Source organism: Chitinophaga sedimenti (genome assembly GCF_023156195.1).
Lineage (GTDB): Bacteria > Bacteroidota > Bacteroidia > Chitinophagales > Chitinophagaceae > Chitinophaga > Chitinophaga sedimenti.
The window spans coordinates 4,092,718-4,107,975 of record NZ_JAKUKA010000001.1 but is presented as its reverse complement, the minus strand read 5'-3'; the positions used below and the strand labels follow the sequence as shown (position 1 = coordinate 4,107,975).

Genomic DNA, 15,258 nt, shown 5'->3' with positions numbered 1-15,258 from the left:
GTATCAATAATGACGTTCAGGGACTATACCATCGAAGAATTTTTGGAGCACCCGTCTTTTCGTATGTGGGTGTTGGAGCAGGATGAAGCCGCCGCCACGTTTTGGGAAACGTGGATGGAGGAAAAAAATCGGTGTGCGGGAACGTGCTTTAGAGGCCCGGGCTATCCTGAGCTGATGGCCAATACCGGCACGCAGGCTTCGGCCAGCGACGAGGCCCAGGTATGGAACCGCATTCAACATACAATTGATACCGGCAACAGCGAAACACAGGGTGCACGGGTAGTGCAAATGCCCGGTACACCGCAACCCGCAAAGCGTAATTACCGCTGGGTGGCCTACGCCGCTGCTTTCGTTGGCATACTGATCGCCACATTTTTCCTGTATCCCGGCAAAAAGGAAACCTTTTCCACTGCCATGGGAGAAATGAAAACGATCGTACTGCCCGATAATTCGGTAGTGCGGCTGAACGTAAATTCCACCATCAGTTATGAAAAGGAATGGAGCAACGATGTTGCCCGCGAAGTGTGGGTAACCGGCGAAGCCTTTTTCAGCGTAATGCACAAAAGCAATAACCAGCAGTTTGTCGTGCACACAAATGATGTAGACATACAGGTGGTGGGTACAGAGTTTAATGTGAATACCCGCCGGGTAAAAACCCAGGTGGTCTTAAATAATGGTGTGGTAAAGCTGAAGCTGAATGGCGATAAGGTGCCTGCTTCGCATCAACATCAACCTATTACCATGAAACCGGGCGATATGATCGTGTATTCCGCTGCCACAGCCGAACTGGCCGCAAAACGCGTAAACCCGGAAGAATACTCATCCTGGCGCACCAATGTGCTGACCTTTCATGACACACCGGTCGCGGACGTCATCAAATCACTGCACGACAATATGGGCGTCGTTATTAGCCTCCAGGACACAGCCCTTAACGGGCAAACATTTACGGGTAGCATCCCGATGGACAATATTGATGTGTTCTTTAAAACATTATCCAGGTCATTCGAGATCAAGATCAGTAAAACAGGAGATGGCGTGTACGAGATTAGCCAGCAATAGAACATCAGCGTAAGAACCAAGTATTAACATCGATATAGCCTTTTTTAGAGTTTCCGCGTAAAGAGCGGACAGGCTATGCCTTGCCTCTAAGTATGTAGTAAAAAGTTCAGGGAATCTTAAGTTAAATGCAAAGATGACTTATCGTAACAACTGTAAAAACAACCACCAACCTAAATCTAAAGCTATGGCAGAATTCAACGCCGGTTGCGTCAAAGGAGGGGTCGCCCTTGCCCTGCTCATGCAGCTGGGAACGTTTACCACGGCGCAGGCTGCGGCCAATGTCCGCCACAATTTCACGCTGGCCGCTACTTTCAGGCAAAATGATATTGCCATGAACTTTAAGCAGGGCCCTCCGCTGAAAGCTGTACTGGCCGACATGGAGCACAAGTACAAAGTGAAGATCAACTACACGGGCAACACTGTTAACGGCATTAGTGCAGAAACACCTGCCGCCAAAGCTGCTTCTGTAAAATTGATCGACTACCTGAACAAGTTCCTCGAGCCACTGGGCCTCGAAGCTGAAGAAGCGGCTTCCGACCATTACATCATTTACAAAAGAGAAAAGCTGCAACCTGTCGCTCCCGTACAACCTGTACCGGCGCGCAGCGGTGATTTACGCCCCGTAGGCGCTCCGCAGACAGCCATCAGCTTTCCGCCCGTTCCCGACCACCTGCTGCAACAGGTGAAGGTATACACCATTTCAGGTACGGTTACCGATGCCGCGGGCGCTCCTATCCCCGGCGCATCTGTGTTTATAAAGGGCACCAGCACCGGTATGACTACCAATAATGAAGGTAAATACATACTGACCAACGTGCGCGAAAATGCTGTAGTCGTGTTCCGCATGATCGGCTACAAGCCATTCGAGTATACGCTTACCCGCAACATCGCCCTCAACGTGAAGCTGGAAAATGATATCCAGTCCATGAAAGACGTGGTGATCACCGGTTACCAGAAGATCGATAAAAATAATTATACAGGCTCGGCCCTCACTATTACGGGCGATGAGCTAAAACGGTTTAATAGTCAGAACATCCTCCAGAGTATCCAGTCGTTTGATCCTTCGTTCAAACTGGTGGAGAATAACCTGGCAGGTTCTAACCCCAACCAGCTGCCCAACATCAACATGCGTGGTTCTACCGCGTTGCCCGCAGGGAACAATGTAACCCTGAGCCGCAACCAGATGGCGACAGTAACCAACATGCCGATGTTTATGCTCGATGGTTACCAGGTTGGTCTGCAAACCATCTGGGACCTGGACATTAACCGTATTGCCTCGGTGACCCTGTTGAAAGATGCGGCGGCTACAGCAGTTTACGGTTCCCGCGGTTCCAACGGTGTACTGGTGTTCATCACCAAAGCACCACCGGAAGGACAGCTGCAGGTATTCTATAACTATGAGATGAACCTGAATACGCCGGATCTCTCTGCCTACAGCGTGCTGAAAGGAAAAGATAAACTGGAGTATGAGAAACTGGCCGGACTCTATACCGAAAATGGTGTGGACGATGCAGATAAGTTACAGGAGATCTATTACAGCAAATACAAAAACATCCTGTCCGGCGTAAACACTTACTGGCTGGCCCAACCCATTTCCAATGATCTCGGTCACAAACATTCCATCTCTGTACAGGGCGGTTCAAAAGCCATCCGTTACGGTGTGGATGCCCGTTACCAGACGAACAAAGGCGTGATGAAAGGCTCTGGCCGTGACCGTTACAGCCTGGGCACGCAGTTGTCGTACAACCTGGATAATAACAGGATCATGTTCCGCAACAACTTTAATATCTCACAGGTAAAAGGAACGGAATCACCGTACGGCTCCTTCTCCACTTTTGTGAACATGAACCCGTACTATCCGCTGAAAGATTCCATGGGCCGCCTGATCCGTGAAGCAGACACCGGAACTACCGCGATGCCAGCAACGGGAACGCTGCTAAAAAGGCGACCACCCTGAACCCTATGTGGGAAGGCCAGATTGGTAATTTCAATAAGATCGAATATCTCGAGTTTATCGATAACTTTTCGGCAGAGTATAATATCTCCCCTGCTTTAAAAGTGCTGGGTAATATCAGCTTAACGAAGAGAACCACAGAAGCCAACAAGTTTGCTTCTCCACTGAGCAACGCGTTTTATGATAAAACCGGCAATGATCTGAAAGATCGTGGTCAGTATAATTTCGACGCGATGAACGAAACGCAGATGGACGGTAACCTGACGCTGAACTACAACAAAACGTTGGGTAAAAGTAATTTCAACGTGGCGCTCGGTAGCAGTATGCAGATGCGTAAGAGCGACCGCAAATCTATCGAGGCGATCGGCTTTACGAACGATCGTTTCACCGGCATCAATTTCGCGCGTAAGTATGCAGATAAGGCGCCAGGGGGCGATAAAACGGAAGAAAGACTGGCTGGCTGGTTCGGTACGCTGAACTACTCTTACCAGAACCGCTTCCTGATGGATGCAACCCTGCGTACGGACGGTTCTTCCAAATTCGGTTCTGAGTCAAGGATGGCTACTTTCTGGTCTTACGGTCTGGGCTGGAACCTGCACAACGAAGAATTCCTGCGCAATACGTTCGTAAGCCAGTTGAAATTGCGTGCCACTACGGGTTTAACGGGCGACGTAAACTTCCCTGCTTATTTATCCAACACTACTTACAGTTATTATACGGGTGACTGGTATTCTACCGGCGTGGGCGCTGTGTTTACTGCTTATGGTAACTCTTCGCTCAAATGGCAGCGTACCAATAACTACGACCTCGGTGCAGAGATCGGCCTGTTCAAGGACCGCGTTTATTTTTCTCCCCGTTATTATTATAAGCATACCAAAGACCTGCTGGCCGACGTAAACACGCCGCCATCCACCGGTTTCAATTCTTATAAGGAAAATATGGGTGAAATGGTGAACGAGGGTTGGGAAGTAAACCTGCGCGCCAATGTGATCCGCAAGCGTAACTTTTCTGTAAACCTGAACGGTAGCTTTACCCACAACCGCAACGAGATCACCAAAATCTCCGACGCGTTAAAAGCCTATAACGACGAAGTAGATAAGCAACAGAATGAGAAGGATGAGCTGCGCTCTGTGCCACTGCTGCGTTATAAGGAAGGTGAATCTGTTTACACTTATTATGCAGTAAGGTCTTTGGGCATCGACCCGGAGAACGGCCGTGAAGTATTCCTGACGCTCGATGGCAAACGCACCTATGAATATGATGTACGTAACACCGTAGCGGTAGGCAACTCAACACCGTTCATGGACGGTTACTTCGGCGGTAATGTGGTATGGGGCAACTTTATGCTGGAAGTGAGTTTTTACACCAAGTTTGGTGGTGACTACTACAACCAGACGCTGCTCGACCGCGTAGAGAATGCGAACCCATGGTTCAACGTAGATTCAAGGGCGATGAGCCAGCGCTGGAAGAAACCCGGCGACGTAACGTTCTATAAAGACATCGCGAACAGGGACGAAACCCGCACCACTTCCCGCTTTATCCAGGACGAAAATCGTGTGGAGCTGAAGTCGGTTTATTTATCTTATGATGCGCCACAGAGCTTCTACTCCAGGCTGAAAGTAAAAAGTCTGCGCTGCTCCATTACGATGAACGACCTGGCTTACTGGTCCAGCATCAAAGCAGAAAGAGGTATCGATTATCCGTTTGCAAGGAACTTTACGTTCGCACTTTCAACCAGGTTCTAAAAAGATTTAAGATGAAAAGATATTATATTCTCATAATAACAGCAGCCGTTGCGCTTACGTCCTGTAAGAAATGGCTGGATGTGCGGCCGGAGTCCGAAGTGGAGCAGGAAGTACTGTTCAGCAAGGAAGATGGTTTCAAAGATGCGATCAACGGTTTATACAGCCGCGCAGTAATCGAAAATCTGTATGGTCGCGAAATGATTGCCGGTATCCCGGAAGTATTGTCGCAGAACTACTCCATCGGCTACCAAAACGGCTGGAATTACCGTGAAACCATGTTGTTCAACTTTAAGAACAGCACTTTCATGGATCGCCGCGACGATATATGGGAGGGGCTTTACAATGTAATTGCCAACGCCAATATTGTACTTTCTTATGTTGATAAAAGGTAACGCTGCTAACGCCGCGCACACACGCACTGGTAAAAGGTGAAGCACTCGCCATGCGCGCTTACTGTCACTTCGACGCGCTCCGTTTGTTTGCGCCGTCTTATTTAACCGGCGCCGGTGAAAAAGGTGTTCCCTATGTAACAGCGTTCAGCAATAAGGTGTCTAAGATCAATACCGTGAAAGGGGTGGTAGACTCTGTAATGCTCGACCTGCAGGAAGCCCGCAATTTACTCCGCGAATACGATCCGATTCTTGCCGAAGGATACAAAGTGGGCTACGAGTTCGCTACCGATTCTTCTACCGAGGTACAGGGTAACGATATGTTTATTCAGAACCGTCGCCACCGCATGAATTACTACGCGGTAACCGCGCTGATGGCTCGTGTAAGTCTGTATAAGGGAGATAAGGAAAATGCGCTGAAATATGCGGAGGAAGTAATCAATTCGCAGAAATTCCCCTGGACCAAAAAGGTGGATTTTGTGAATGCTGATGAAACGCTGCGCGACAGGATCCTGTATAAAGAACTGATTTTCGGCCTGGCCGGTCCCGGTTTCCTGAGAGACAGGCTCAATGATATTTATCGTCGTGGTGAAGGGCAGAGCCTCTACATTTCTCCTGCTGAAAGCCGTACCGTGTACGAAACAGGTGGCGCAGGTGGCGACGATAACCGTTACAAGCAATGGTTTACAGAAACAGCGGGTTCCGCCGGTTCTTTTATGCAGGTAGATAAGTATAAAAGACAGGACGATAATCTGCATCCTTTAATGGTGCCCTGCATTCGCCTGAGCGAGATGTATTACATCGCTGCGGAAGCTACATTCGACAAGGATGCGGCAAAAGCCTGAAGTACTTTAATGATGTACGCTTTAACCGCGGTATAGGTACGGAACTGAATGATCCATCTAAAACGGTATTCATGGCCGAACTCGTGAAAGAAGCGCGCAAGGAATTTTTTGGCGAGGGGCAGATCTGGTACATGTACAAACGCCTGAACATGAGCTTCCCCGGACAATCCGGTGTGGTAATTCCGGCGGGTCGCGACAAGTTCGTGCTTCCTTTCCCTGATGATGAAATTGCATACGGTAACAGGTAAAAATATTAAGTAAGATGAAACATCTTTTAACACTGGTTTTGATATGCAGCGTATGTTGCTTCTCCTGTAAGAAGTCCGACCAGGAGCAGGTTTATACCTCGCCCGATAATATTTATTTTGATTTTGTAAACCCGGTAACCAATGTGCGCACGGACAGCGTTACGTTTTCGTTCGCACTGTTCCCGGATAAAGCCTCGGATACGGTATGGCTGCCGGTGCGTATATCCGGCATCCGCCAGTCGGTAAACCGCGTGTTTAAACTGGGCGTAATCGATTCGGCTACCACCGCCGTTGCCGGTAAACACTATGAAGCACTGAAAGCAGAATATATCCTGCCGGCGGATTCCGGCAAGCAGAAAGTGCCTATCATTCTTTTAAATACTGATCCTGCTTTGAAAACAGGTGCGGTACGTTTGAAACTGAAGTTGGTGGAGTCTGCAGACTTCGGCGCCAATCAGAAAGGTTGGGATACGGCGAAAGTGATATTCTCTAACCAGCTGGTGAAACCCATCTGGTGGGATGTTTGGGGCAGCATGCTCGGTTCTTATTCCCGTGTACGCCACGAACTGTTTTACATCAGCACGAAGGCTACTTCGCTGCCGGAAACTAACCAGGATTGGCAGGTAACGCCGCTGGTGCTCACGTACGGCCGCGTGTTCGCGGGCTTCCTGAGAGATGCGCAGCTGTGGATAGATACGCATAAGGATGAAGGTTATGTACTCGAAACGATAAGTGCTACGAAGAAGGAGTTTTACAGCAAAGGTAATCCGTCTACGAAGTACACCTACCAGCTGAATACGGCCGACAACACTTATTATTTTATGGACGAATCGGGTAACAGGGTTATCCCGGCCATGTAATCAATCAAATCATTTTTCATGAAGAAATTATCAATGTTTATAGCGGCAGGTGCATTGCTTTTGATGGCAGCCTGCTCCCGCGATCTCGGCGATTACGATTACAAAGAGGTGCCGGATCCTGTGGTGTTAAAACTGGTAGACAGTACGTTTCAGGCCATGGTAGGCGATAGTCTTATCATCACGCCGGAAGTGAAACTGGCCTCCGGTAAAGCCAACTACTCCTGCCACTGGAAAATCATGGTGTCTGACGAAATGAGGTCGTACGAGTACGATGGTAAATCGCTGCGCATGGTATTTGGTCTGGGTGCAAAGTATTATCCTGCATTGATGATCCTGACCGATAGTTCCAATGGTATGAAATACTTCTACAACTTCGGTATCCGGGTAATACAGAGTTTACCAAAGGGCTGATGGTGCTGAGCTCCAGCGCAGATAAGTCTCACTTTTCTTTTGTAAAGGTGGATGGTTCTTTGCAGGCTGATTTGTATAAAGCGATGAACGGAGAAGACCTGCCGCCGAATGCGCAGCAGATCAACGTAATGCGCAGTCTGTATTACAACAACGGTGCTATTTCTTCCTACTGGCTTACTTATAAGACCGGCGCCGTGCAGCTGGATGTTGCCACGCTTCGCCGTACCCGTTTCCTGAAAGATTTCTTCTTTGGTCCGCCCGAGAGCTTCGATAATGGAAACTTTAAAGTGCTGAACGACGGTACGCTGATGGCCATAATCAACAATAAGATTTATTTCGGTGCTTTTGAAACTGCTCCTTTCGCCACTTATTTTGGTTTCCTCGGCGCACCCGTGAATGGTCGTTACAATGTAGGCCCGATGGTGCTCGATAATATGACCGAAGCGCAGTCGTACATCCTGGGTTATGACAATACCCGCCAGGCCTTTATTCGTTTCGCCGGCAGATCTTACATCGATACAACGTACACCGTACGCGACTCCCTCTTCAACCCGAAAAACTTAAAAATGAGCCTGGTGCACATGGAACGTTTTACGGATGATGATATGTATGCGTTTATGGACAGTGCGGGAATAAAAATCAAAGAACTGTACTTCAGTGTAAACTTTAACAGCTCCGATATTTTCCGCGCCCGTAAGGCACGTACCTCTCCGCTGAATGGCCGCATTAAAGCCAATACGGTATGGGCGAAAGGTATCGAGAAAGATTTCTACTTCAGTGCGGATGATAAAATTTATCGCTACAATCCGCTCAACGATGAGATCAGGCAGCTGGCCACCGACTTTGGCGGTAAAACAGTCACCATGATCAAAGTGCTGAACAATGGCGACCTGATGCTGGTAGGTACCGAGGGTACGGTGACTTATCTCGATATCAGCACCGGCCGCAATGGTGCTTTCATCAAAAAGATAGAGGGAATACCGGGCAGCCCGAAAGATGTGGCTGTACGTGAATAGCTATTACAACAAAATTAAATGAAGCAAATGAGACGACTGGTGATCACCGCGTTATGCGCTCTTCCCGCGATAACTTTCGCACAGGAAAAAGCGTTTGTGATAAAAGGAAAGATCGGCAAACTGAATGCTCCTGTAAAGGCTTATCTCGATAAAAGAGAAAATGGCGTGTCTACCCTGGATTCGGTAGTGCTGAAGAACGGGACATTCCAGTTTAAGGGTACGGTGAAAGCTCCCGTGCTGGCCATGATGGTGCTGGACCACACCGGTGAAGGCATGGGTGCGCAGGGCATGATGAACATGGACAGGCACCTGCTGTACCGGAACCCGGCAACATCAGTATAGCAGGTGTAACGCGGCTGGATGATGCGAAAGTAGTGTCGCCGCTGAACAAGGAGTACGATCGTTACAAAGCGTACATCTCCGCATTCGATTCTGCCATGGCCGGTATTAATCGCGATTTTAACGCGGTGCCGGATGAGCAGAAAGGGGAGGAGGAATTCCGTAAAAACTGGATGCCCGTTTCCGCGCTGCTATCAATGAAAAGAAAGCATTGCAGGCGAAGTTCATACAGGAAAATCCATCTTCTTTCTTTAGTCTCGTAGCATTGAAGGAAGTGTCGGTGATGAACAATATGGACATGACGGTAATTGAACCGCTGTTCAGCAGTTTGAGCGACGAGCTGCGCATGACACCCGCTGGTCGTGAATTTGCGGAAGCAATGAATAAAGAAAAGGCGTTGATAGAAGGTAAACAGGCGCCGGACTTTACACAGAACGATGTAAATGACAAACCGGTAAAGTTGTCCGACTTCCGTGGTAAGTATATTTTACTCGACTTCTGGGCCAGCTGGTGCGGGCCTTGCCGCCAGGAGAACCCGTTTGTCGTAAAAGCGTTCAACCAGTTTAAGGATAAAAACTTTACGGTGCTGAGCGTGTCGCTGGATAAAGAAGGCAACAAAGCGGCCTGGCTGAAAGCGATCGAACAGGATGGGCTGAGCGCATGGACCCACGTATCCGACCTGAAGTACTGGGATAACAACGTAGCGCGCATGTACGGCGTACGCGGCGTGCCTACTAATTACCTGATAGACCCGACCGGCAAAATAATTGCGAAGAACCTTCGTGGTGAGGAATTGCAGAAGAAATTAGAAGAGGTGATCTCCAATTGAGTTTAGATTCATCGCAAAAAAAAAACAACAAAGCCATTTAGAGAACCCTGAGAAAGCCTTGCAGCGTCATGCTGCGAGGCTTTTCTTATTTATAATGTGCTGAGTCGCTTGCTGGTTTGGAGGAATCCTTCCCATATTTCCTGCACCACCTGCGCTGCCGGGCGAATGTCTTTGACCAAAGCGCTTACCTGCCCGATTTCCAGCTCCCCCTCTTCGAGCGCTCCCTCGAACATTCCTTTCTTCGCGCGCCCCCTGCCCAGCAACGTTTGTAATGCTTCCGGCGTAGCGCCGCCGGCTTCCGCTTCGCGTACCGCCTCATAAAAGTCGTTCTTCAGTAGGCGCACAGGTGTGAGCTTTTTCATCGACAAGAGGGTGTCGCCTTCCTGCGCTTGTACTACGGCTTGCTTAAAGTTGATATGCGAAGAAGCCTCGGGCGTAGCTACGAAGCGGCTGCCTACCTGCACCCCTTCGGCGCCCAATGCAAATGCAGCGGCCATAGCCCGGCCGTCGCCTATACCGCCTGCGGCGATTAATGGAATGTGTATGGCATCGCGCACGGCCGGTATCAGTACCATAGTGGTAGTTTCTTCGCGGCCATTATGACCGCCGGCTTCGAAGCCTTCGGCCACCACGGCATCTACCCCTGCATCCTGGCTTTTAAGTGCGAATTTGGAGCTGGAAACTACGTGTACCACCGTGATGCCTGCGGCCTTAAGTACCGGCGTCCAGGTTTTGGGATTGCCCGCAGAGGTGAAAACGATCTTTACACCTTCTTCCTGTATGATCTGTATATGTTGATCGATGTCCGGGTAAAGGAGGGGCAGGTTTACACCAAATGGTTTATCGGTAGCTGCCTTACATTTTTGGATGTGCTCGCGTAATACATGCGGATACATGCTGCCCGCGCCCAGCAGGCCCAGTCCTCCGGCGTTGCTGACCGCGCTGGCCAGTCGCCAGCCGCTGGCCCAGATCATGCCGGCCTGGATGATCGGGTAGTCGATATGAAAGAGTTGGGTGATACGGTTGTTCATCTTTAAATGTAACGAAAAAGGACCGCTTCGTACAACGAAGCGGTCCTTCAATGCATTTAAGGCAGGGATTTATCCGAGATCGATTTCTGTATTATCGCCGATGTTAAGGCTCTGGCTAAGGCCGCGGATGTTGGCGTCGCTGCCTATCAGCGACGACTTCAGTACTACTTCGTACAGGTTGCTGAAAGAACCGATGATGGAGTCTTTTACGATAGAATAACTCACCACCGTGTTATCGCCAATGGCCACATTGGGACCGATGATGGAGTTTTTGATATTGCAGCCTTCACCAATGCTCACGGGAGGAATGATGATGGTATTTTCGTAAGGAAGTACCGGGTTGTTGGCGGCCTTGTATTTTTTGAGCAGGGTGGCGTTGGTGTCGAGCAGCGTGTCTTTACGGCCGCAGTCGAACCAGTTGGCCACTTTGAATGCGTTGAACTTCACGCCGTGCTGGATCATGCATTCCAGCGCATCTGTAAGCTGAAACTCGTCGTGCGACTTGATCTGTCGCTGGTAGTTATCTTCCAGGCAGCTGTACAGCTGTGCCGTTTCGCGTATTTTATATACGCCCACCAGGGCGAGGTTCGATTTAGGTATTTGTGGCTTCTCCACTACGCGGGAAATGTTACCGCTGTCCAGCATCTCGGCTACGCCGAAGTTGCGGGGATCGTCCACTTTCTTTACACACAATTGCGATACGGGGGCGGCGATAATTTCCTTCAGGTCGGTTTCTACGATGGTATCGCCGAGCACGATAAGGATTTCGTCGGTGCCAACAACTTCGCGGGTGAGCAGGATGGCGTGTCCGGTGCCTTCGCGGCTGTTCTGCTGTACAAAGTGGCAGGTAAGCGTGGGATATTTCTTTTCTACGTAGTGCTGGATCTTTTCGCCCAGGTAGCCGACCACGAACACGAATTCCGAGATACCTGCTTCCACCAGCTGGTCTATGATAATACTGAGAATGGTTTTGCCAGCTAAGGGAATAAGGGCTTTAGGTTGCGTATATGTATGCGGTCGGAGCTTGGTGCCAGCTCCGGCTACCGGTATGATTGCTTTCATTGATGATTTAGATTATACTGACTTGGCGCCTTAATGACTCTCTGTTCGAAATCCGGCCCAAATTACTATAAATTGCTGAATTACTGCTTTTGCCCGGCGGTAAAGGGTTGTAATATATGGAAAATATCCTCATGTGAAAAAGGCCAGCAGGCTGTATTTGAAAGATTAGCATTTGAAATAAATACTTGTTAATTTTGCGGCAAATTTTAGCAGCATGCAAAGAGACCAGCAAATATTCGATATCATTAGCCAGAACTGGAAAGACAGCGCCATGGCATTGAACTGATTGCTTCTGAGAACTTTACCAGCCTCCGGTAATGCAGGCCATGGGTAATGTGATGACCAACAAGTACGCAGAAGGATATCCTGGTCGCAGGTACTACGGCGGTTGTGAAGTGGTGGACCTCAGCGAACAGCTGGCCATCGACAGGGCTAAACAGATCTTTGGTGTGGAATATGCCAACGTTCAGCCTCACTCCGGCGCACAGGCCAACGCAGCTGTAATGCTGGCTATCCTCCAGTCCGGCGATAAAATCCTGGGCCTGGACCTCAGCATGGGCGGTCACCTGACACACGGTTCGTCTGTAAACTTCTCCGGTAAATTGTACCAGCCGCTGTTTTACGGTGTGAACAAAGAAACCGGCCTGGTTGAATACGATGTAATGGAGCAGGTAGCCCTCGCCGAAAGACCCAAACTGATCATCTGTGGTGCATCTGCCTACAGCCGTGACTGGGATTACAAACGCATCCGCGAGATCGCCGATAAAGTTGGCGCCTTCGTACTGGCCGATATCGCACACCCTGCCGGCCTGATCGCGAAAGGTCTGCTGAACTCCCCGTTCGCACATTGCCATTTTGTTACCACTACTACTCATAAAACACTGCGCGGTCCCCGTGGCGGTATGATCATGCTGGGTAAAGATTTCGAGAACCCATTCGGTCTCAAAACCCCGAAAGGCGAAATCCGCATGATGAGCTCTCTGCTCGATACCGCTGTATTCCCCGGTATCCAGGGCGGTCCGCTCGAACACGTGATCGCGGCCAAAGCGGTATCTTTCTTCGAGATCCTGACCGACGAGTACGATGCTTACGCCAAACAAATGCTGCGTAACTCACAAGCCTTCGCGAAAGCGTTTATGGCCAAAGGTTACCAGATGGTATCCGGCGGTACCGACAACCACCTGATCCTCATCGACCTGCGCAACAAGAATATCTCCGGTAAAAAAGCCGAGCAGGTGCTCGTGAAAGCCGACATCACCGTGAACAAAAACATGGTGCCGTTCGATGATAAATCTCCTTTCGTTACCTCCGGTATTCGTGTAGGTGTGCCCGCGATCACTACCCGCGGCCTGAAAGAAGACCACATGAGCAATATCGTAGAGTGGATCGACCGCCTGCTGATGGACGCCGACAACGAAACCACCATCGCGAAAGTGCGCGGTGAGGTGAACGAGTTCATGAAACAATTCCCGCTGTACCCCGAAATGTAGGTTGTACGCGTTATGTTATCGAAGCCGGTTTCTTTTGGAAGCCGGCTTTTTTTATTACTCCCATTATAGATCCTATATGGATCCTATATGCATCCTATATGCTCGTCGCCGGAAACTCAAGCCGGTATTGGTACCCCTTATAGGATGCATATAGGATCCATAGACGATCTCCCTTCACAGCTGATTCCCAAAAAAACTTTGCACAATCAATTTTATTGCTACCTTTACACTGTACTAGCAAACTAGTACAGTAACCTAAAGCCAATATAAATGATTTCCCTTAACCACCTGAGTTTTCACTACCGGAAAGGTGCACCCGTACTGGATGAGGTTAACCTGGCACTCCAGCCCGGCCGCATTTACGGCCTGCTCGGACGTAACGGCGCCGGAAAAAGCAGCCTGATGCACATCATCTGCGGCCTCCTGTTCCCCAAGGCAGGCAGCATCGACGTCCTGGGCTATAATCCCGGGCAGCGTAAGCCGGCCTTCCTGCAACAGGTATTTATCCTGCCAGAAACTTTCCAGGTGCCTAACATCACCATTGCCCAACTGGTTGCCGTAGATGCCGCCTTTTATCCAACATTCGACAAGCCCGCCTTTTACAATTACCTCGAACTGTTCGAAGTATCCGCCGATGCAGGACTGGCCGGGCTCAGTTTTGGACAGGCAAAAAGGTGATGATCAGTTTTGCCCTGGCTACCCGTGCAAAGCTGTTGCTCCCGGACGAACCCACCAATGGTCTTGACATTCCCTCCAAACGCCAGTTTCGCAAAGTGATCGCCGGTACGCTGCAGGACGATCAACTTATGATCATGAGCACCCACCAGGTGAAAGACCTGGATAATCTTATTGACCACATCCTGGTGCTGGACGAACAACAGATGTTGCTGAACGCGTCGGTAGACGAGATATCGGACAAATTGCTGTTCCGCCAGCAGATGACGCTGGAGGAAGGGGAAAGGCCGATTTATTACGAAGGGGCGCTGAAAGGTTATGTAACGGTTACGCCTAACCGCACCGGTACCCCGTCCCGCATCGATATGGAAATTTTCTTCAACGCGCTGATGACTGAAAAGCAACAGCTGCTTTCATTATTTCACGCCTAATTCCGTACTATGAATAGTTCATTCAAAAGATTTCAGCTCTTATTCCGAAAGCAGTGGATAGAAGAACGCCGGCTGTACCTGTTAGGCATACTCGTCATGGGCCTGTTACTGCAATTCCTGATGCTGCTGACGGTGTTTACGGCCGACTATGGACTTGATAGTGCTGCGGTAGGCGTTATGTTTATCCTGGGTCTATTGTTATGCGGCACTATCTTTTCTTCAGGGTTGTTAAATCGTTTCCAGCATAAATCGGAGGCTATTTTTACGTTGATGACGCCCGCTTCCGCTACAGAGAAGCTGGCCGTGGCCCTGGTATACGGCCTGGTGCTTTTCCCGGTTGTTTATGCACTGTTGTTCGCCGGTAATTTCTACATCGCCAGATTGGTGGAGATGAAGTATCATGCCAGCCGTTTTCAACTGAAAAATGTAGCCGCTTCCGACCTGTTCTCTATCCTGATATTCTATTGGCTGGCACAGGGAGTAGTGTTATTAATTACGCTGAGCTTCCGTCGTTATGTATTTTTAATATCTGCCGGCCTGCTTATTTGTATCGCGATTGTCGGTTCCGCACTGTCACAACCGCTGCTCAAGAAAATGATCGGCACGGAAAAGCCCGCGCTTACCGAAGAGGTAAAGATGTACGGCCGCGAAATAATAGCCGCAAAACTGGATAATTCCAATCCGCTGGGCGACGCCACCTTCCAACTGGATGTAAAGGTTGGGGAGGACAGTTATACCCCGCGACGAACGGTATACGTGCGCACCACGCTCTCAACCCGGTCGTTTATACTGTTTAACGGTTTTGTATTGACGAGTGTAATCCTGGTGCTTTATATCGTATGGCTCCGGCTTAAAGAACAGCAATTATAGTACT

At 49.5% G+C, this 15,258-nt stretch carries 18 protein-coding genes; 16 read left to right on the top strand and 2 right to left on the bottom strand.

The genetic code is table 11. The features are described from left to right. Positions 1-9: 9 nt before the first annotated feature. From MKQ70_RS23385 to MKQ70_RS23330, 12 genes are all read left to right on the top strand, one after another. A complete protein-coding gene (locus MKQ70_RS23385) occupies positions 10-1,059 on the top strand; it encodes a FecR family protein (RefSeq protein ID WP_248074670.1) in 1,050 nt (349 codons plus the stop codon). Positions 1,060-1,243: 184 nt separating this feature from the next. After that, complete coding sequence (locus MKQ70_RS23380) at positions 1,244-3,016, top strand: carboxypeptidase-like regulatory domain-containing protein (RefSeq protein ID WP_248074668.1); 1,773 nt, start codon at positions 1,244-1,246, stop codon at positions 3,014-3,016. Positions 3,017-3,021: 5 nt separating this feature from the next. Further along, positions 3,022-4,758, top strand: coding sequence for a TonB-dependent receptor domain-containing protein (locus tag MKQ70_RS23375; protein WP_248074666.1), 1,737 nt, complete (start codon positions 3,022-3,024; stop codon positions 4,756-4,758). 11 nt (positions 4,759-4,769) lie between these two features. Beyond that, the gene (locus MKQ70_RS23370; protein ID WP_248074664.1) at positions 4,770-5,150 is read left to right on the top strand and encodes a RagB/SusD family nutrient uptake outer membrane protein; all 381 of its coding nucleotides are present in this window, start codon (positions 4,770-4,772) and stop codon (positions 5,148-5,150) included. Positions 5,151-5,200: 50 nt separating this feature from the next. Next, the gene (locus MKQ70_RS23365; RefSeq protein WP_248074662.1) at positions 5,201-5,992 is read left to right on the top strand and encodes a hypothetical protein; all 792 of its coding nucleotides are present in this window, start codon (positions 5,201-5,203) and stop codon (positions 5,990-5,992) included. Positions 5,993-6,063: 71 nt separating this feature from the next. Then, positions 6,064-6,240 (top strand): hypothetical protein, encoded by a 177-nt coding sequence (locus MKQ70_RS23360; protein WP_248074660.1) that lies wholly within the window; start codon positions 6,064-6,066, stop codon positions 6,238-6,240. Between the two features lie 14 nt (positions 6,241-6,254). Continuing rightward, positions 6,255-7,100 (top strand): DUF4843 domain-containing protein, encoded by an 846-nt coding sequence (locus tag MKQ70_RS23355; RefSeq protein ID WP_248074658.1) that lies wholly within the window; start codon positions 6,255-6,257, stop codon positions 7,098-7,100. Positions 7,101-7,118: 18 nt separating this feature from the next. Beyond that, entirely contained in the window at positions 7,119-7,511 is a 393-nt protein-coding gene (locus MKQ70_RS23350; protein ID WP_248074657.1) for a PKD-like family lipoprotein, read from the top strand. Then, entirely contained in the window at positions 7,511-8,527 is a 1,017-nt protein-coding gene (locus tag MKQ70_RS23345) for a hypothetical protein (protein WP_248074655.1), read from the top strand. Before MKQ70_RS23350 ends, MKQ70_RS23345 begins: the two co-directional genes overlap by 1 nt. Positions 8,528-8,554: 27 nt before the next feature. Beyond that, entirely contained in the window at positions 8,555-8,869 is a 315-nt protein-coding gene (locus MKQ70_RS23340; RefSeq protein WP_248074653.1) for a DUF4369 domain-containing protein, read from the top strand. Between the two features lie 32 nt (positions 8,870-8,901). Further along, the gene (locus MKQ70_RS23335) at positions 8,902-9,129 is read left to right on the top strand and encodes a hypothetical protein (RefSeq protein ID WP_248074651.1); all 228 of its coding nucleotides are present in this window, start codon (positions 8,902-8,904) and stop codon (positions 9,127-9,129) included. Further along, entirely contained in the window at positions 9,078-9,695 is a 618-nt protein-coding gene (locus MKQ70_RS23330) for a peroxiredoxin family protein (RefSeq protein WP_248074649.1), read from the top strand. The genes MKQ70_RS23335 and MKQ70_RS23330 overlap by 52 nt, the downstream gene beginning before the upstream one ends. Before the next feature lie 89 nt (positions 9,696-9,784). On the opposite strand, the gene MKQ70_RS23325 is transcribed toward MKQ70_RS23330, so the two are convergent. Further along, positions 9,785-10,726, bottom strand: coding sequence for an NAD(P)H-dependent flavin oxidoreductase (locus MKQ70_RS23325; RefSeq protein ID WP_248074648.1), 942 nt, complete (start codon positions 10,724-10,726; stop codon positions 9,785-9,787). A 69-nt stretch (positions 10,727-10,795) separates the two neighbouring features. Further along, positions 10,796-11,788, bottom strand: coding sequence for a sugar phosphate nucleotidyltransferase (locus tag MKQ70_RS23320; RefSeq protein ID WP_248074646.1), 993 nt, complete (start codon positions 11,786-11,788; stop codon positions 10,796-10,798). A gap of 317 nt (positions 11,789-12,105) precedes the next feature. Between MKQ70_RS23320 and glyA the strand changes: the two genes are divergently transcribed. The 4 genes from glyA (at position 12,106) to MKQ70_RS23300 (ending at position 15,254) form a co-directional block, all read left to right on the top strand. Beyond that, positions 12,106-13,278, top strand: coding sequence for a serine hydroxymethyltransferase (gene glyA / locus MKQ70_RS23315; protein ID WP_282456679.1), 1,173 nt, complete (start codon positions 12,106-12,108; stop codon positions 13,276-13,278). A gap of 270 nt (positions 13,279-13,548) precedes the next feature. Further along, positions 13,549-13,956: an ATP-binding cassette domain-containing protein gene (locus MKQ70_RS23310; protein WP_248074645.1), complete on the top strand. Its 408-nt coding sequence runs from the start codon at positions 13,549-13,551 to the stop codon at positions 13,954-13,956. Beyond that, entirely contained in the window at positions 13,953-14,384 is a 432-nt protein-coding gene (locus tag MKQ70_RS23305) for an ATP-binding cassette domain-containing protein (RefSeq protein WP_248074644.1), read from the top strand. The genes MKQ70_RS23310 and MKQ70_RS23305 overlap by 4 nt, the downstream gene beginning before the upstream one ends. A gap of 9 nt (positions 14,385-14,393) precedes the next feature. Further along, complete coding sequence (locus MKQ70_RS23300; protein WP_248074643.1) at positions 14,394-15,254, top strand: hypothetical protein; 861 nt, start codon at positions 14,394-14,396, stop codon at positions 15,252-15,254. Positions 15,255-15,258 lie beyond the last annotated feature (4 nt).

Bases quoted from the DNA above. Each gene is read 5' to 3' on its own strand.
- MKQ70_RS23375 (WP_248074666.1), top strand. From the start codon at position 3,022: ATGTGGGAAGGCCAGATTGGTAATTTCAATAAGATCGAATATCTCGAG.
- MKQ70_RS23360 (WP_248074660.1), top strand. From the start codon at position 6,064: ATGGCCGAACTCGTGAAAGAAGCGCGCAAGGAATTTTTTGGCGAGGGG.
- MKQ70_RS23365 (WP_248074662.1), top strand. From the start codon at position 5,201: ATGCGCGCTTACTGTCACTTCGACGCGCTCCGTTTGTTTGCGCCGTCT.
- MKQ70_RS23325 (WP_248074648.1), bottom strand. From the start codon at position 10,726: ATGAACAACCGTATCACCCAACTCTTTCATATCGACTACCCGATCATC.
- MKQ70_RS23350 (WP_248074657.1), top strand. From the start codon at position 7,119: ATGAAGAAATTATCAATGTTTATAGCGGCAGGTGCATTGCTTTTGATG.
- MKQ70_RS23310 (WP_248074645.1), top strand. From the start codon at position 13,549: ATGATTTCCCTTAACCACCTGAGTTTTCACTACCGGAAAGGTGCACCC.
- MKQ70_RS23355 (WP_248074658.1), top strand. From the start codon at position 6,255: ATGAAACATCTTTTAACACTGGTTTTGATATGCAGCGTATGTTGCTTC.
- MKQ70_RS23380 (WP_248074668.1), top strand. From the start codon at position 1,244: ATGGCAGAATTCAACGCCGGTTGCGTCAAAGGAGGGGTCGCCCTTGCC.
- MKQ70_RS23345 (WP_248074655.1), top strand. From the start codon at position 7,511: ATGGTGCTGAGCTCCAGCGCAGATAAGTCTCACTTTTCTTTTGTAAAG.
- MKQ70_RS23385 (WP_248074670.1), top strand. From the start codon at position 10: ATGACGTTCAGGGACTATACCATCGAAGAATTTTTGGAGCACCCGTCT.
- glyA (WP_282456679.1), top strand. From the start codon at position 12,106: ATGCAGGCCATGGGTAATGTGATGACCAACAAGTACGCAGAAGGATAT.
- MKQ70_RS23370 (WP_248074664.1), top strand. From the start codon at position 4,770: ATGAAAAGATATTATATTCTCATAATAACAGCAGCCGTTGCGCTTACG.
- MKQ70_RS23320 (WP_248074646.1), bottom strand. From the start codon at position 11,788: ATGAAAGCAATCATACCGGTAGCCGGAGCTGGCACCAAGCTCCGACCG.
- MKQ70_RS23300 (WP_248074643.1), top strand. From the start codon at position 14,394: ATGAATAGTTCATTCAAAAGATTTCAGCTCTTATTCCGAAAGCAGTGG.
- MKQ70_RS23340 (WP_248074653.1), top strand. From the start codon at position 8,555: ATGAGACGACTGGTGATCACCGCGTTATGCGCTCTTCCCGCGATAACT.